This is a genomic window from Peribacillus sp. FSL E2-0159, assembly GCF_038643155.1.
GTDB classification, from domain to species: domain Bacteria; phylum Bacillota; class Bacilli; order Bacillales; family DSM-1321; genus Peribacillus; species Peribacillus simplex.
On the sequence record NZ_CP152053.1, the window covers coordinates 3,659,939 to 3,675,937 of the forward strand.

General features: G+C 40.4%; 14 protein-coding genes and 1 other RNA gene. 3 read left to right on the plus strand and 12 right to left on the minus strand.

Going from position 1 to position 15,999, the window contains the following annotated elements; genetic code table 11:
* Window positions 1–114 precede the first annotated feature (114 nt).
* The 8 genes from NYE63_RS17795 to NYE63_RS17830 form a co-directional block, all read right to left on the minus strand.
* Window positions 115–1,263: a class I SAM-dependent RNA methyltransferase gene (locus NYE63_RS17795; RefSeq protein WP_342602122.1), complete on the minus strand. Its 1,149-nt coding sequence runs from the start codon at window positions 1,261–1,263 to the stop codon at window positions 115–117.
* A gap of 626 nt (window positions 1,264–1,889) precedes the next feature.
* An RNA gene (gene rnpB, locus NYE63_RS17800) (RNase P RNA component class B) lies at window positions 1,890–2,279 on the minus strand.
* 80 nt (window positions 2,280–2,359) lie between these two features.
* Entirely contained in the window at window positions 2,360–2,671 is a 312-nt protein-coding gene (gene gpsB / locus NYE63_RS17805) for a cell division regulator GpsB (protein ID WP_076365757.1), read from the minus strand.
* 204 nt (window positions 2,672–2,875) lie between these two features.
* A complete protein-coding gene (locus tag NYE63_RS17810; protein WP_342602123.1) occupies window positions 2,876–3,427 on the minus strand; it encodes a DUF1273 domain-containing protein in 552 nt (183 codons plus the stop codon).
* Between the two features lie 65 nt (window positions 3,428–3,492).
* Complete coding sequence (locus tag NYE63_RS17815) at window positions 3,493–4,071, minus strand: CotD family spore coat protein (protein ID WP_342602124.1); 579 nt, start codon at window positions 4,069–4,071, stop codon at window positions 3,493–3,495.
* Window positions 4,072–4,524: 453 nt separating this feature from the next.
* Entirely contained in the window at window positions 4,525–5,781 is a 1,257-nt protein-coding gene (locus tag NYE63_RS17820) for a ribonuclease H-like domain-containing protein (protein WP_342602125.1), read from the minus strand.
* Window positions 5,782–5,817: 36 nt separating this feature from the next.
* Window positions 5,818–8,094: a DEAD/DEAH box helicase gene (locus NYE63_RS17825; protein WP_342602126.1), complete on the minus strand. Its 2,277-nt coding sequence runs from the start codon at window positions 8,092–8,094 to the stop codon at window positions 5,818–5,820.
* Between the two features lie 117 nt (window positions 8,095–8,211).
* Window positions 8,212–8,979 carry an alpha/beta hydrolase gene (locus NYE63_RS17830; protein WP_342602127.1) on the minus strand — a complete coding sequence of 256 codons (768 nt, stop codon included), beginning with the start codon at window positions 8,977–8,979 and terminating at the stop codon, window positions 8,212–8,214.
* A gap of 141 nt (window positions 8,980–9,120) precedes the next feature.
* Between NYE63_RS17830 and NYE63_RS17835 the strand changes: the two genes are divergently transcribed.
* Complete coding sequence (locus NYE63_RS17835; RefSeq protein WP_342602128.1) at window positions 9,121–9,573, plus strand: Hsp20/alpha crystallin family protein; 453 nt, start codon at window positions 9,121–9,123, stop codon at window positions 9,571–9,573.
* Window positions 9,574–9,641: 68 nt separating this feature from the next.
* On the opposite strand, the gene NYE63_RS17840 is transcribed toward NYE63_RS17835, so the two are convergent.
* The 4 genes from NYE63_RS17840 to NYE63_RS17855 form a co-directional block, all read right to left on the minus strand.
* Window positions 9,642–10,352, minus strand: coding sequence for a YppG family protein (locus NYE63_RS17840; RefSeq protein ID WP_342602129.1), 711 nt, complete (start codon window positions 10,350–10,352; stop codon window positions 9,642–9,644).
* Between the two features lie 76 nt (window positions 10,353–10,428).
* Window positions 10,429–10,797: a YppE family protein gene (locus NYE63_RS17845; RefSeq protein WP_342602130.1), complete on the minus strand. Its 369-nt coding sequence runs from the start codon at window positions 10,795–10,797 to the stop codon at window positions 10,429–10,431.
* A gap of 69 nt (window positions 10,798–10,866) precedes the next feature.
* Window positions 10,867–11,142 (minus strand): hypothetical protein, encoded by a 276-nt coding sequence (locus tag NYE63_RS17850; RefSeq protein WP_342602131.1) that lies wholly within the window; start codon window positions 11,140–11,142, stop codon window positions 10,867–10,869.
* Window positions 11,143–11,497: 355 nt separating this feature from the next.
* On the minus strand, window positions 11,498–12,445 hold the full coding sequence (locus NYE63_RS17855) for a DUF2515 family protein (RefSeq protein WP_342602132.1): 948 nt from the start codon (window positions 12,443–12,445) through the stop codon (window positions 11,498–11,500).
* 144 nt (window positions 12,446–12,589) lie between these two features.
* On the opposite strand from NYE63_RS17855, the gene recU reads away from it, so the two are divergent.
* Window positions 12,590–13,201, plus strand: a complete 612-nt coding sequence (gene recU, locus NYE63_RS17860) for a Holliday junction resolvase RecU (RefSeq protein ID WP_342602133.1) — start codon at window positions 12,590–12,592, stop codon at window positions 13,199–13,201.
* A gap of 27 nt (window positions 13,202–13,228) precedes the next feature.
* A complete protein-coding gene (locus tag NYE63_RS17865) occupies window positions 13,229–15,976 on the plus strand; it encodes a PBP1A family penicillin-binding protein (RefSeq protein ID WP_342602134.1) in 2,748 nt (915 codons plus the stop codon).
* The last annotated feature ends 23 nt before the right edge of the window (window positions 15,977–15,999 follow it).

Here is a 15,999-nt window from a genome sequence, read left to right on the forward strand (position 1 = left end):
TGAACAAAAATAATTCATTATTAGAATAACAGAAAAGGAAATGATAAGCAAGACTGGAACCTATTATGAATAAATCGTCCTGACTATCAAAATCCTCCGTTATATTCTACCTACTCATTCACCTTGAGGCTGCCTTGGCGGCCTTTTCCCCCAATATTGATAAAGGTCAGCACGGATGAAACCATTGAACAATTTCCTTTTTTTCGTTGCAGGCTTACCGTAATGCTGTTCGAAGTCAGGATTGGAGGTAATCATGTATACTGACCATGTATCAAGCTTCTTAAAGGCTTTGCCCATTTCTCTATACATCTGCTCAACCGCTTTTTTCTCACCAAGACGTTCTCCATAAGGCGGGTTCCCGACAATGACACCATACTCTTTCCTGGTCGAGATATCCCTCACCTGCATTTGTTTGAATTCAATCAGATCACCAAGACCGGCTTCAAAACTATTCGCTTTAGCTATATCGACCATTCGATGGTCAATATCACAACCGGATATGTCCAAGTACTGATCATAATCGGCTAAATCTTCAGCCTCAATCCGTGCTTCATCCCAAACCTTACTGTCCATCCATGACCAGGTTTCAGAAACGAATTCCCTGTTAAACCCAGGTGCTATGTTCTGCCCGATTAAGGCCGCCTCGATGGGAATCGTTCCAGATCCACAAAATGGATCTATGAAAGGTTTATCCGGTTTCCAATTGGTCAGCATGATTAACGCAGCCGCCAATGTTTCTTTAAGGGGTGCCTCCCCCTGCCCTGTCCGATATCCCCGTTTATGCAAACCCGCGCCTGAAGTGTCCAAGGTAAGTGTCACTACATCTTTTAAAATAGACACTTCAATTTTAAACAAAGGGCCAGTCTCTGCAAACCAAGATACTTGCTTATATTTGCTTTTCAATCTATCAACAATCGCCTTTTTGACAATAGCCTGACAATCAGGGACACTGTAAAGCTGTGACTTAACTGATTTTCCACTCACGGGGAACTCGACATCGGCTGATAAGTAATCTTCCCAATTCAATGCCTTTGTTTTTTCAAACAACTCATCAAATGAATATGCTTTAAATTCTGCGACTTTAATTTTCACCCTATCGGCACTGCGCAGCCATAAGTTTGAGCGGGCAATGGCGGATTGGTCCCCTTTATACGTGATTTTACCATTTTCGACTTGACAATCGTAACCAAGATCCCGAACCTCCTTGGCAACAATTGATTCCAATCCCATTGCTGATGTTGCGATAATATCGAATTGTTTCATTAATCCTGCACCTTCTTTCCATTAATCCAAATCAATGGCACCTTTTCCCGAATTTCTTCATTTTTTGTAATTAAGAATCAGGCATTGATTTTTTACATGTAAACCTTATTTAAAAGGTCCACCGTCTTTATATATTTTAGTTAGAGTTCTTCATTGTTTGCCTAGCTTAAAAGAACATTTATTAATTACCGTGAAATAAAGCTTTACTCAATTATCCATGTACCTTAAGATACACGCTGCAATTATATGAAATAATCCAAACCAATTATGTATGCTTCCCATCCATTATCCTGAAATTTGAAGTTCTGTCTTGATACCTTCATTTTAGGGCTTACAGAAGAGTTAAGGAACCTGTATAAATAGGATACCCAGAATCAAGGAAATGCCTAACATTCCAACACTATTTTTAAAAACGCTACCGACAGACTTCATTTAAGCCATTTACTTTTCGCTTGCGACTTTTCGAATGGAATGGAAAACTTGCCAAGTTCTAAGTTTAACACAGCGGTGTTTCAGAAAACGAAAAATAAATGGAAATGCCCAATCTTTTTATAATCGGGCAATCTCCATAAACAAAAACTCCCCTTTAACAAGGAGAGTTGTGCTTTTGGTGTTATATGATAACGTTTTGTAAGCCATGTTTTGTTCCTCAGTACTGCAAGCGACTCGCGTCTCGTACTTCGGCGGTAATCATCTATCTACAGAAGCATGTGCTTCTGTCCTTCTCCTCGTTCAATTCCAAGGAAGAAAGCGCCCCTACCATTAATTTGGGTTTCTCGCTCGTGGGGTTTACCTCGTTCCACCCTTTACATTTCTGTAAAGGCTCCGTCACTGTGGCACTTTTATAGGTATTCATGCCATATCCAAAAGGACTTAGGCATTTTCCCAGCCGTCAGCAATCCAAGATTGCTGCCCAAGCTTATTTTTTCGCCAGGCACGAACACTACGGACATCGCAGTCCGTGCGAGCATGGACTTTCCTCTACTGCATAAATGCAGCAGCAATTACCCAAACGTTAACATAACATAATTGATTATACTCCATTATTCATGAAAACACAATACCAAAATCATTTTCACTTTTACAATGCAAAATCTCAGTCAAAAAGCTTGTTACCAAAAACGTGTTTTTCCAAGTTGGATAACCGTTTAAGGATGTCAAAGTTAGTGGTTCCCGGAGTGGCACTTGGAGCAGGTTGATTTGGACGTTTTGTACTCTCTTCGGCTAGTTTTTTTAATTTAAGATTTTCTTGTTTAAGATCTTCAATTTCCTGATGGAACACTTCATAATCTTTAATGATCAGATCCAGGAATTGATCCACATCTTCAGGTTTATAACCTCGCATGGCTGTTTTAAAATCTTTTTCAAGAATATCTTTAGCCGTTAATTTTATCTTATCGGATAGCATAAGACTTCACCTCAATACTTTCGCCAATACAATCGACTTTTTATTATTTTTTCAAATCTGCTTGGGTTTGTCAACGAAACACCTTTTTAGTATGCTTACTGTTTCAGTGAACGATATGTATTCCCATTAAATCTGTATCTAAATTTCATCATAATATGATTATGCTTTAGAAACAACTTTTAATCCATAATTATTTTCACTCCATCATTCTTCGGACCAGCTGGCTTCTTCCGCAGCCAGTTGCAGATCATCAAAGTTTATCTGAAAGATGGGGTATGGCTGTGTTTCCGCTTTTTTCATCGCCTCGAAATAAGGATATCGGGCTGATCCCTCTTTTTCGGCTTCGAAAATGATGAGCATGGCATCGCTTTTATGGACCATATACCTATTTTTGATTTTCAGCTGTTGTGGACCTTCATATGGTTTGTTGAAAATGGACTCAACAAAATCCGCACGGGCCAATATGGATCGGTAATAGTCTTGATTCGTCTCGTTCCAAGACTCTTCCTGTTTCAGGAAAGGAGTAAGCACCCCTAATTTAAGCTGATTATATTCTTCCTGTAATTCGAACACCACTTCTGCACCCCATAGTTCCGTACCCAACTGACCTGAGATGATCACCCATTCCAGCCCATCTTCCGCCAATGGAAGGAGACGTTGCTTCATCGCTTTCTTTATATATTTTACGGCTTCATGGTCATTTTTGAATATCCCGAATTCAAAAGCCTTATAGCCCGTCATATACAAAACCTTCATCGCTTGGCTAATCTCCTTTTAACATGATTATGTAAGAAAACAAGGGCTTAATAAGCCCTTATTTTTTAATATCCGAAATGTCTAGGCGGACAGCATGGGTTATGCGGCGGCCTTCCACAAATCAAGTGTTGATTATAGCACTCGTTCACCACGGATTGAGTATGCGGGAAATAGTGCTTATACGTGTTCACATGTTTATTGACATTTGTAGTATGTGATGGATGAACGACAGGAATCACTGTGTTCGATACATTCGTATTGACATATTGCTGTGTTGGAGAGACTTGCGCTGGGGCAACTTGAGATGGAGATGTTTGTGTTGGACCATATTGCGCTGGAGACACAGCAGATGGACCATATTGCGCTGGAGACACAGCAGATGGACCATATTGCGCTGGAGATACAGCAGATGGACTATAGGCTCCCATTACGTTAGAGTTTTTACCGGTTGACGCTCCCATTACGTTGTTGGGGTGTTTACCGGCCGACGCTCCCATTACGTTGTTGGGGTGTTTACCGGTTGATGCGCCCATTACTCCAGGTGCGTTCCCGTATGCTCCCATCACATTGTCGGATGCTCCCATTACATTGTTGGATGCTCCCATTACATGGGGTTTATTTCCTCCACAATTACGAAAATACATTTATAATTCGTCCCCTTTCATCATGATAAGTTTAGTCTTACCATTACAGACTATGAAAAAAAGGGGATACGTGTACTGATGAAATGACCTAATTATACAGAATAAGTATAAAACGATGTATGGCTGTCGATAAGTACACTATTATATTAATGCTATCCCTTCAATTGTACTGAGGGTAATTTTCTACAAAAAGGAATAGAGACTGTCTTTTAATGAAGTAAATAAAACAATTGTTAAACAAAGGACAACAAAAAATAGAAATAAAGTCGTTTTATACATTTCTTCGCTCCGCTTTCACCTTGAATTTATGATGTAAAGGAATGAAATGAACGCTTTGGAATTTCACCCTCAACTCTTTCCATTTTACACATAATAGTTGAAGGCTACAATAATTGTATACATATTTTTTATTTTCAGCCTTTAGCACTAAAAGACCATTTCGATTCCCATATTTTATACATAAATACCCTTAGATTTCTCTTTCTTTTTGAGCCGATGGATTCTCTTTTCTAATTCCAATTGTTTTTTCCCCGGAGTGGTCCCTTCTCTCTCCATCTCTTGAAGTGCGATTATTGAACATTTTAGAGCAAGACCGGCGTCCTTAAATTGATGTTCATATAATTTTGCGCATTCAATCTGTGCCTGTATCCTAATTTGCACATTCCCTTTTAAGGCTACTTCCTTCCAAATTCCCAACGCTTCATTGAATTGTTTTTGCTTCTTCTTCTGGAAGGCTAAGGCATGGCCAGCTATTATCCGGTCTTCCTCATTCCCTGCTTCCAATATTTTTTGATATGTCTCAACTGACTCTTCTTTTTTTCCCAAATATGCGAGCCATCGCGCGATTTCCATGGACTCTTCCGTATATCCATCGATTTGGAGGATTTTTCGGGACAAATGAATATACAATGTGATCAGTGATAAGATATCCAATTCATTATGCTTCATGATCCCAAACAAAATTTCCGGATTCTTCCTCTCAACAAAATCAAAATAAATCATCGGTGCCAAATATCCAGGAATATCATCTTCCCTATGTACACCTAGAATATCTGTTTCGACTGCTGATAATTTCACTCGTTCCAATTTGTTTCTCCAAAGGCGTCTTGAAGCATGGTACAAATCGAAATGTCCGAATTCCGGTAGTTTTGGTACATGTTCTTTTATCAAGGTATGTCTGGTTTTTAGCTGGGGCCAATCAAAGGATTTACCATTATATGTGACAAGCGTTTCGTAATTGATGTTTTCCAGAAAGCTTTGATAAAGCGGGATTTCACTTCCAGGCTGCGGAAGGATATGTTGCTTCACGACTACTTCTTCTCCTTCTAAATAAGCATAACCAAGTAAAAAAATGGTATTGCCGGCTCCGCCTCCAAGGCCTGTCGTTTCCGTATCGAAAAAAAACAGGTCTTCACTATTGACGCCCCTAGCGGATAGCGGATGCTCCAATGAAGTTTGATTCCACTCTTTTACGATCGTTTCCAGCTCGGAAAATGCATATAACCCGTGTTTGTGATTTATAGGGTAGCGGACTTCCCTAATGAAACAATAGTCACCATCGAAATGGAAGGAAACGGTATCGTTCTCCAGCCACTTTTCAATGTAAGGAATTTCTTCATTCACTGTCTGGTCATTTCCATCTACAGGAGAAGGATTTTTCCCTAGGTTCATATGCGTTTTCATACGGTTCAATTTATTTTTTAAAGACATAAAATTACACCTCTTTTCTCTTATCACTGCAATCTATTAATGTTTTTGCTTACAAAATTGACCCAATAATTGTTTGGCATCACTCTTGGCTGTTTTCGTTGCGGATTCCGTCCCGATACAGGAAGGACAGCCGCTTTCACACGTGCAATTTTCGATCATTGATATTGTTTCCTGCAGAATGACTTCAGAGTTTTCATATACTTTATCACTTAACCCTATGCCCCCCGGATAACTATCATAGATAAAAATGGTCGGTTTTTCATTATGCGCTGCCTTAACCTGCGGATAAACATGAATATCATGCAGATCGCACATAACATAAAGCGGAATCATGTAATTAAGAGCATGGGAGGCACCTATCATTCCTTGTTCTATTCGATTTTCGTCCCACTTAAATATATCGGAATCCATAGAAAGCATGGCCGAACTCGTGTGCAGTTCCATCTCCGGGAGACTGATTGGTCCTGAACCAATATTTTCATGAGTTTCGAATTTGATTTTTTTGAAGATCGTAGGCATCGCCCGGATTGCGACATCACCAAAAGCAGCTGCTGTGGAAGCGAAAGTGCGCTGTTTATCGACTTCCAATACAGACAACTGAACAGCTAGGTTTGCATCCGTATAATAATCTACATTGACTTCACGTACATAAGCTTTCTTTTCATCCCAATCAAGTTCTTCCACCTGAAATTGGATTCCCTGGTGCAAATAAATGGCTTCATCATGGAGAAGGGTCATTGCACTGAACGTATCCATTTCCCCTATGACCCGATTAACCGGTGCATTCGTTTGGTCGATGATCACTACATTTTCCTGTGCCGCTGAACGCAGGCTGATATTGCTTGCGGGAAAAGCATCATTCATCCAATGCCATTTGTCCCCATTCAGGTGTAAGACCCTTTCTTCCGTAAGGAATTCAAGAACGTCCATAATCTCCGTTTTCCCAAAGGTATCGTCTTTTTTAAATGGCAGCTCATATGCTGCACATTTTACATGATCAACCAAGATCAAAAGATTATCCGGATTGATTCTTGCAGTTTCTGGATTTCTGGTAAAGAAATAATCGGGATGCTGTACGATATATTGATCAAGGGCACTAGAACTGCCGACCATGATGATCAATGCTTCACCATGCCTTCTTCCTGCCCGACCCGCCTGTTGCCAGGCACTCGATATGGATCCAGGGTAACCAGTCATTATGCAAACCTGAAGCTGGCCGATATCGACACCCAACTCAAGTGCATTAGTGGAAACCACTCCATAAATGGAACCATCCCTGAGGCCTTGTTCAATTTCTCTACGCTGTGTTGGCAAATATCCACCGCGATAGCCTCTGATCGATTTTGGCCCCAATTGCTTTGACACAAGTTCCTGTAAATATGTCAATAGAATTTCCACACGAACCCTGCTTCGCGCAAAAACGATGGTTTGAATTTTATTTTTCAAAAATTCATTTGCCAGCTTCCTGACTTCCAAAACCGCACTCCTACGTATGTTCAGCGGTTTATTGACTATTGGGGGATTGTAAAACACAAAATGCTTTTTCCCACTTGGGGCTCCGTTATTATCGATAAGGACCATTTGTTTTTCCGTAAGCTCTTCTGCCAACTCTTTTGGGTTATTGATCGTAGCGGAAGTACAGATGAATACAGGGTCGCTTCCATAAAACCTGCAGATCCTTTTTAACCTTCTTATGACGTTGGCGGTATGACTTCCAAAAACGCCGCGGTAAATATGAAGTTCATCGATGACCACATACTTCAAGTTTTCAAACAAAGAGACCCATTTCGTATGATGGGGCAGGATTCCTGAATGGAGCATATCAGGATTGGTGATCACGATATGTCCGGCTTGGCGGATTTTTTGCCTGATATTTGAAGGTGTGTCCCCGTCATATGTATAACTATTTATCTCAGCATCCATTTCATGAATCATTTCATTCAATTCGCTTTTTTGATCATAACTCAGTGCTTTTGTCGGAAAAATATAAAGCGCCCTAGTTTTTTCATCTTCCAGTATTTTTTGAAGTACTGGCAAATTATAGCATAATGTTTTACCAGAAGCTGTGGGTGTGACCGCTACAAGGCTATTGCCACTGACAGCAGTATCAAATGCAGTTGCCTGATGGGTATATAACCCATTTATCCCCCGTATTTCAAGAGCATGCTTGATCTTATCATTCATTGCATCGGGAAAAGGAACATGTTTTGCCTGTTTCGCTTCAATTACTTGCCAATGTACTATATTATCTTTAAATTCTTCATTTGTTTTTAAATCTTTGATAACTTCTTTTAAATTTTTTCGCAGTTTCATATAACCACCTCATACTCCTATTCTACCGAATGAACGTTCTATGCAAAAGGGAAACTATTTCCTATTCAAAAAAAAAAGCTGGAAACGTCAACATCTCGTTTCCAGCTCGGTCTTTTATCACTTATTCTTCTCGACAAAGCGAATGATTTCTTCGATTAGTGTGCTTGGAGCTTCCAACATTCCCATATGGCCGCTGCCCTTAAGTATAACTTCAGTGATATGGCTCCCTTTTACAGAAAAGGTTTTTTCAATGGGAATCACCTTATCCTGTTCACCTGCAACCAATAGGACAGGTAACTTCGTATCTTTTAGTACATGATTTCTGTCTATTCTGTTCCTCATGGCATGTAAAGACCCTATCGCACCAATTTCACTTGTTTTATATCCGATTTCCTTTGTATGGTCAATATTGGGATCATCGGAATTAGCGAAAAGCTTTGGTATAAGTCCGTCAATGAAAGCAGGCATTCCCTCACTTTCGATTTTCTCGACAGATTTTAAGCGCCCCGCCTTTCCAGTCTCATCGTCCGGGAAAGCTGTAGAATGTACCAATGAAAAACCAGACAATTTCCCAGGAAACCTTTCTGCGAATGCCAAGGTGATATATCCCCCAAGCGAATGACCAAACATATATACCTGTCCGATTTCCAGTTCTTCCAAAAATGACACAATATCATCAGCCATATCTTCAATCGAGAATGATCCCCCTATTTCCTCACTTGCACCATGCCCCCGTAAATCAACGGCAATAACCCGGTATTCATCCTTTAATTCAGCAATGATGTCACTCCAATATTCATGGCTTCCGCAAAATCCATGGATAAACAACAATGTTTGATTTCCTTTCCCGGTATCTATGTAGGAAAGCTTGCTATTATCTGTCATATTAATCCCTCATTTCCTTTACTAATCATTCAGTAACGTTATTCCCTATAGACCTGTATCTGAAACCCAACAGTGCATTCACATTTCTTCATTCCTCACATAGCCTATAGGCAAAGGAATTTTTTAGAAAGGAGTAACGTGATGACCTCTTCTGAAAAAAATAATAATCAGAATCGAATAGAACCCTTTACCCATTTCATTAACAAAATGGATCGGCTGTTTTCTGAAAGGCCCCCTAAAGGCATGCTGCAATCTCTTGACGATTTCTTTGGTTCGGCGAAAGAACGCAGCTTTCCTGTTGATGTTCACGAAACGCATTCAGAATATACCCTTACCGCCACGTTGCCCGGAATTGCACGCAGCCAAATATCAATTGATGTACTTGACCATTCCGTAACCATATCTGCAAAGCATGTAGATCGAAAGCATAAAAATCAAGGATTGTTCCAAAAAGAAGTTTCAGCAGGTACTTTTTCAAGAACTATTTCCTTTCCAAAACCGATTGATGAAGCAAAAGTGACCGCTCGACATCGCGATGGCATCCTCACGCTTCACATACCCAAAATCAGAGGGAATCGGGTTGAAATCCAATAGGCATAAATAAAAGCAGACTTAAAAAAGTGGCTGGTCACTTGTAAGTCTGCTTTTCCTTTATTCACCATCTAAGCTTTGAAGAAGCCCCCTACCCCTTTGACCATTGAAGATACTTGAGAAACTGTATTCATCATTTGTCCAGCTGTATTCATCATCTTCGTTATATCCATGGAACCATCTTGTGTTTTGAACTGATTCATGACCGATTTGAAACCCGAAGGCTGAGGTTTTTGCATGAACTGCTGCTTGGGATATGGATTTTGAGCCTGCTGCTGACTTTGCGGAGGTCTTTTAGCTGGCTGTAACGGATTGGCGAACGGACTAAAAGCTTGCGGCGGCTGATTGGACTGGATTGGGTGCATTTGTGTCATTGGCTGCATTTGTGCCATTGGCTGCATTTGTGCCATTGGCTGCATTTGTGCCATTGGCTGCATTTGTGCCATTGGCTGCATTTGTGCCATTGGCTGCATTTGTGCCATTGGCTGCATTTGTGCCATTGGCTGCATGACACTGCTGACCGGATAAGCTCCCACAGGCATCACCTGCTGCTGGACAGGTTGGAATGGGTGATAGGCCGCCTGCTGATAATGATCATGATATGGCGGCATATAGCCCCCTGTATCCTGGAGATGGTAAGGATACATAAATGGTTGTTCAAGATTATGATTATTTGGCGGAGGATACGGCATTGGCTGTTGGTATCCTCCCCAATTTTCCGGCATTGATTGAGGAAACTGTCCTTGATTTGGGGAGATTTGGTTATAACCGGATCTCATCATGTCAATGAGCCCTCCTCTTTTTTCATTACATGGTTCTGATAATATATGAAAAAAGAGGTAATAAGTGTAGGTGTTTTTATGATAAAATCCGATCGATTTCCGTTTTTACATTATTAAGGATGAATTCGACCGATTGGACATGGCTTTTAAATCGCTTATAACTTGTTTTAGGAAAAAATGCCTGAACGGCCACATCAGAAAGGTTATGGGCGGTTTGTTCGATTTGCTCGGGGAAAAGATGCCTAAATTCGGTTTCTTTCATCCACTCCTTCATTCCGGTTTCCCATTCGATGCATACGGTCCTGACCTGGTCTGCAAACGGCTTGACTTCCGAAAAGAAATCCTTTTCCTTTCCTTCCATGCGTACACCCTCATAAATATCATCCGCTTGGTCCGTATATTTTATTAATTGTTCTGTTAATAGCTGCAGTTTTTCTTTTTGCACAATATATTCCTCCGTACATTTGTTTCCCTTAGTATAATCCAGTTCTTTATAAAATGATATTCCTCCGGCTTATACGTGCAATTCAGTGAATACCTTGTGTTTTATTATTGTTTTTTCCGGGACAATGGAAAAGGAATGGTTCATACCTTCAGCATTTACCCAATAATCTTCGGCTTTCTCAATGGCTTCCTGGGCTTCATTAACTAATGTATATTGCTCTGCCCATAGTTTGCACCGCACTGTATTTACAGTTTCCCCATATGAAATTTCCAAACGATCCAGGCTGGTACTGATCTCAGCTATCATCCTTAATATCTCTTCTGTTGCGACACTTTTATTGACCATGCTGATCCCTCCCATTCTTTACCTGTACTATTCTTTTTTTTATCTGAAAGCCCTTCATGACTGACAAAACTAGAAGGGAATCGGCAAAGAAAGTGCATTTCACTTAATTTATTATGCCCTTCGACAACAATGGCAGAATGAAGAATGAAGTTTTAAACAAGAATACAGACAGGAGGTGATTTTATGCAGTCGAATGAAAGCAGACAGCAAAAAAACGAAAAACGACAAAAGCCGCCCACTGCAAAGGCAGGAACGGGAAACCCGAAACTTAGTGGAGAAAACCGCCCCTCTACGTAAGACATAAATACTGAACGATAAACAGGGAAGGCTTAATCGGCGCCTTCCCTGTTTCCTATTATAAAATCCAATTTTTGATCATTGCTGCCGTGTGCAGCTGCTTTTGTTTATGGTCATACCAATCGGTCAAATGCGGGTCTTCTTCCCATTCGGGTTCAATGAACCATTTTTTTTTAATCCTTTTCTTCACATCCCATTGCTCTGTCTCCCCTTCCTGATGATGAATCAATGGATATACTCCCCTCAGCACCGGGGTTTCATGGTACCTAGGCTTTTTCCGATATTGTTCATAATCATATCTGGCACCCGTTGGTTCAGTCCGGCAGGAAAATTCATAAAATAGCGGAAACAAATCATCAGAAAATAAAAGGCCAGCCAACCTTTTCCCCAGTTCAATCCTATTATCGAGATTTCTAAAATGCGAAACGGATGAGCCATACAGTTCTCCATTGCAGGTAGGAAATAAAACAGTGCTAAAATGCATCCAGTCCTGCAGGAAAAATAACAGAGAATGAAAAACGAAAGATTGCTTTTTAATAACCGGTTCTTCAATGATGTTTTGTTCATTTATGATAAGTGCAGTGACTAATTTTTCTCGATTTCCATTTTTCCAAAAGGAATACCATTCGTTCGTCATGAATTTGGTAATAAAAAAATAATGACATAAGTGAAACAAAGGGCGTCCATACTTCGTCGAATAATGATAGAGAAGTAATTGCGGATAAGCGTCTTGGAATATTCTCCAATTTGCTTCCTCATAAGTTAGGAATAAGTGATCCCTGTATTTAAGGCCAAGCAAATGGGAAAACCAAATCCCTTCAAGATCACACATATTCCAGCCTGCATTTCTAGAAACCATCCCAGCTAAAAATGACCATTGGATTTCTGGATGCATTCTAAAAAATTGTTCATATGCCTTTGTTCTTGATATATTATCCCTATTCCCTTTAGCAGTTTGGGCTTTTATGGAATGGAGCAATTGCTTTTCCGTCTTTAACATTCGCATTTATGTGTCCAGCCTTTCTAAAGCGATGAATTGTGACATATAGTTGTACATAAATCCTATCGTTCTAAGAAACAATTCTTTTTATTCACATATTGGATTCTTTTTTTGCTAATATAGATAAGTGAAAAAAAAGGAGGGGTAAAAGTGGCATTTCATTATCCCAACGGACGAAGATTTGTACCGCAGGCTATGAAAGAAAAGAAAAGCCCACTAAAAAAAATCAGTTACAGCAACCGGGGAAAAACATTGGAAGACGATTTGAACGAAACCAATCAGTATTATTTAGCACACGGCATTGCCGTCATCCATAAAAAACCGACACCCATTCAAATTGTCGATGTCCATTACCCGAAAAGAAGTGCTGCAGTCATTAAAGAAGCCTATTTCAAACAAGCATCGACCACCGATTACAATGGTGTTTATAAAGGAAAGTACATTGATTTTGAGGCAAAGGAAACAAAAAACAGCAGTTCTTTCCCTCTGAAGAATTTTCATGACCATCAAATCGAACATATGAAACATATCGTTCAGCATGACGGAATTGCTTTTGTCATCATCCGGTTTTCCGCAATGGATGATATATATCTAATGAGTTCTGAACAACTGAGTTTTTATTGGAAGAGAATGAAAGACGGCGGACGCAAATCTATAACTCTTCAAGAGGTTGAAAGCAGTTCACGAAAGATTACTCTTGGCTTTCAACCGAGAATTGACTATATTAAAGTAGTAGATTCGCTCATCTCAGAAAATTTTTAGTTTTTTTAGAAAGGCAGGTTAGCTGTAATGGCTGAAAAATATAATACTAGAGAAGAACGCCGAAAGCAGGGGCAGACACAAAAAAAGGGACCGAAGAAAGGTCCTAAAAAGCCAACCAATATGCTTAAGCGCATTTTCCTTATACTTGTTACAATCGGAATAATAGGCTTGGTTGCCGGAGGAGCTGCAATGGCTTACTTTATAAGCGACGCTCCAAAACTTGACGAAAAGCTTTTGAAAGATCCGGTCACATCCAAGATTCTCGATGAAAATGGTAAATTGCTAGCTGAAATCGGAAAGGAAAACCGGGATTATGTAAATTATGAAGACATCCCCGATCTTGTCGAAGAAGCTTTCCTGGCAACGGAAGATTCCCGCTTTTATGAACACCACGGGGTCGATTTCTTACGTCTGGGCAGTGCCGTCATAGCCAACGTCAAAAACGGATTCGGCTCAGAGGGTGCAAGTACATTGACCCAGCAGGTTATCAAGCGTTCTTATTTAACACCTGATAAGACCATTAAAAGGAAAGTCCAGGAAATGTGGCTATCCATACAGCTTGAAAGAAAATATACAAAAGAAGAAATCTTCGAAATGTATGTGAATAAGATATTCTTTGCAAACCGTGCCAACGGGATCTTAACTGCATCGCAAACTTATTATGGAAAAGATCTTAGCGAATTGAAATTGAACGAAGCGGCCATGCTTGTAGGATTACCGCAAAGCCCAAGCAGGTATGACCCGTATAAATACCCAGAACGTGCGAAAGAACGCCGTGATATTGTCCTGCACTTAATGAATAAACATGGTTATATCACCGAAACGGAAATGAAAAATGCACAAAGCATTGATATAACAGAAGGACTTCAAGAAATCGATAAGAGCCAAATCGATACGACCGCATACGATGCATTCATCGATTTGGTAATTGAGGAAGTCGGGGATATGGGTGACTATAACGTCTTTACCGATGGTTTGGAAATCCAAACGACCATCGATAAAGATGCCCAGGAATATGTCTATAACATGTTGAACAGTGATGAAATCATCAATTATCCAAGTAAAGATCTCCAAGCAGGAGTCACATTACTCGATACAGAAACTGGTGAAATTAAAGCAGTGGGCGGCGGCAGGAACACGACGGTTAAACGCGGCTGGAATTATGCTACGGATGCCAAGCGATCACCTGGTTCGACCATTAAGCCGATTCTGGATTATGGTCCTGCCGTAGAATATTTAAATTGGTCCACTTACCATCAAATCAAGGATGAGGAGTATAAATACAGTGATGGAACACCGCTTAAAAATGCTTCCGGACGACATTATGGTACTGTAACCACTCGTGAAGCACTGGCACGGTCATTAAATATTCCTGCCTTAAAAACGCTTCAAGCAGTCGGCTTGGACCGGGCGCGTGATTTTGCCACCGACCTTGGCATTCCTTTTGACAAGGAAATTACCGAATCGGCAGCATTGGGCGGCGGTAAGGATGTTTCAACACTTGAACTTGCCGGTGCATACAGTTCATTCGGAAACAACGGTATCTATAATGAACCGCATAGTGTGAAAAAGATTGTTTTACGTGATAAAACAACCATCAAAAACAAGACGGAATCAAAACCGGTCATGAAAGATTCCACAGCTTTCATCGTTACGGACATGTTGAAAAGCGTCATGAAAGAACCTTATGGAACAGGAAGGTTAGCCAATATACCTAGTCTTCCGGTAGCCGGTAAAACGGGGTCAACCAATTTCACGCCTGAGCAGCGTGCAGCGAACAACATCCCATCTTCCGGTGTAAAAGATAGCTGGATGGCAGGTTATACAACCAATTATACAGTCGCGGTTTGGGCTGGTTATGATAATGCATCTGGTGAGCAAATGGAATATCTGGGTGAATCATCTCAAAGAATCCCTAAATCCATCTTTAAGAATTTAATGGAACATATGGCTCAATCAAAAGAAACGAAAGACTTTGATCAACCTGACAGTGTTGTGAAGGTTGGAGTCATCAAAGGTTCGAATCCAGCTGTTAAAGCCAATGAATATACACCAAGCAGTAAAATCACTTATGAATATTATGTTAAAGGTCATGAGCCAACACAAGTGACGACAGAATATGAAAAAATCGACTCACCTGGCATTAACGCTTCTTACAACCAGGAAAGCAATGAAATCAATCTATCATGGTCATATCCTAAAGGTAATGGCAATACTCAATTCGAGGTTAAGATGTCCGTTGATGGCGGAGCACAGAGCGTATTAAAAAAATCGAAGGATACTAGTTTAACGATCCCTAATCCAACCCCTGGAAGTAAATATACTTTCTCAGTGGTAGCTCTAGTGGATAACCAACAAAGTGATCCTGCGAGTACATCTGTCAAAATACCTGCTGAAGCGGTAGTCCCTGAGGATACTGAGGACGAGGAGATTGAAGATCCGGCCGAAGGTGAGGATACGGAACAAGAAACTCCTGCTGAAGGCGAAGAAGATAAAAAAGACGAAGACAAAAATAACAATGGCGAAAACGGCAATATCGACAATAACGGTAATAATGGCAATAACGGCAATAATGGAAATGGCAACAATGATAACAATGGTAATGGTAACGGAAATGGCAACAACACTGATGACGGAAATGGGAATAAGGGTGATGAGGAGGTCGAAGGCGGAGATGATGCCACTGACCCTGGAACGGTAGAAGAGGAAAAACCAGTTGAAACCCCTGCCCCGGACCCTAACCCAGACCCAGATCCAGACAAAGATACGGAATAAATAAAGATTGACTAAAAAAACGT

Coding starts and splice junctions, on each gene's coding strand:
- NYE63_RS17850 (WP_342602131.1), bottom strand. CDS start 11,142: ATGGTCAATAAAAGTGTCGCAACAGAAGAGATATTAAGGATGATAGCT.
- NYE63_RS17835 (WP_342602128.1), top strand. CDS start 9,121: ATGACCTCTTCTGAAAAAAATAATAATCAGAATCGAATAGAACCCTTT.
- NYE63_RS17795 (WP_342602122.1), bottom strand. CDS start 1,263: ATGAAACAATTCGATATTATCGCAACATCAGCAATGGGATTGGAATCA.
- NYE63_RS17810 (WP_342602123.1), bottom strand. CDS start 3,427: ATGAAGGTTTTGTATATGACGGGCTATAAGGCTTTTGAATTCGGGATA.
- NYE63_RS17825 (WP_342602126.1), bottom strand. CDS start 8,094: ATGAAACTGCGAAAAAATTTAAAAGAAGTTATCAAAGATTTAAAAACA.
- NYE63_RS17830 (WP_342602127.1), bottom strand. CDS start 8,979: ATGACAGATAATAGCAAGCTTTCCTACATAGATACCGGGAAAGGAAAT.
- gpsB (WP_076365757.1), bottom strand. CDS start 2,671: ATGCTATCCGATAAGATAAAATTAACGGCTAAAGATATTCTTGAAAAA.
- NYE63_RS17815 (WP_342602124.1), bottom strand. CDS start 4,071: ATGTATTTTCGTAATTGTGGAGGAAATAAACCCCATGTAATGGGAGCA.
- NYE63_RS17840 (WP_342602129.1), bottom strand. CDS start 10,352: ATGATGAGATCCGGTTATAACCAAATCTCCCCAAATCAAGGACAGTTT.
- NYE63_RS17865 (WP_342602134.1), top strand. CDS start 13,229: ATGGCTGAAAAATATAATACTAGAGAAGAACGCCGAAAGCAGGGGCAG.
- NYE63_RS17855 (WP_342602132.1), bottom strand. CDS start 12,445: ATGCGAATGTTAAAGACGGAAAAGCAATTGCTCCATTCCATAAAAGCC.
- NYE63_RS17820 (WP_342602125.1), bottom strand. CDS start 5,781: ATGTCTTTAAAAAATAAATTGAACCGTATGAAAACGCATATGAACCTA.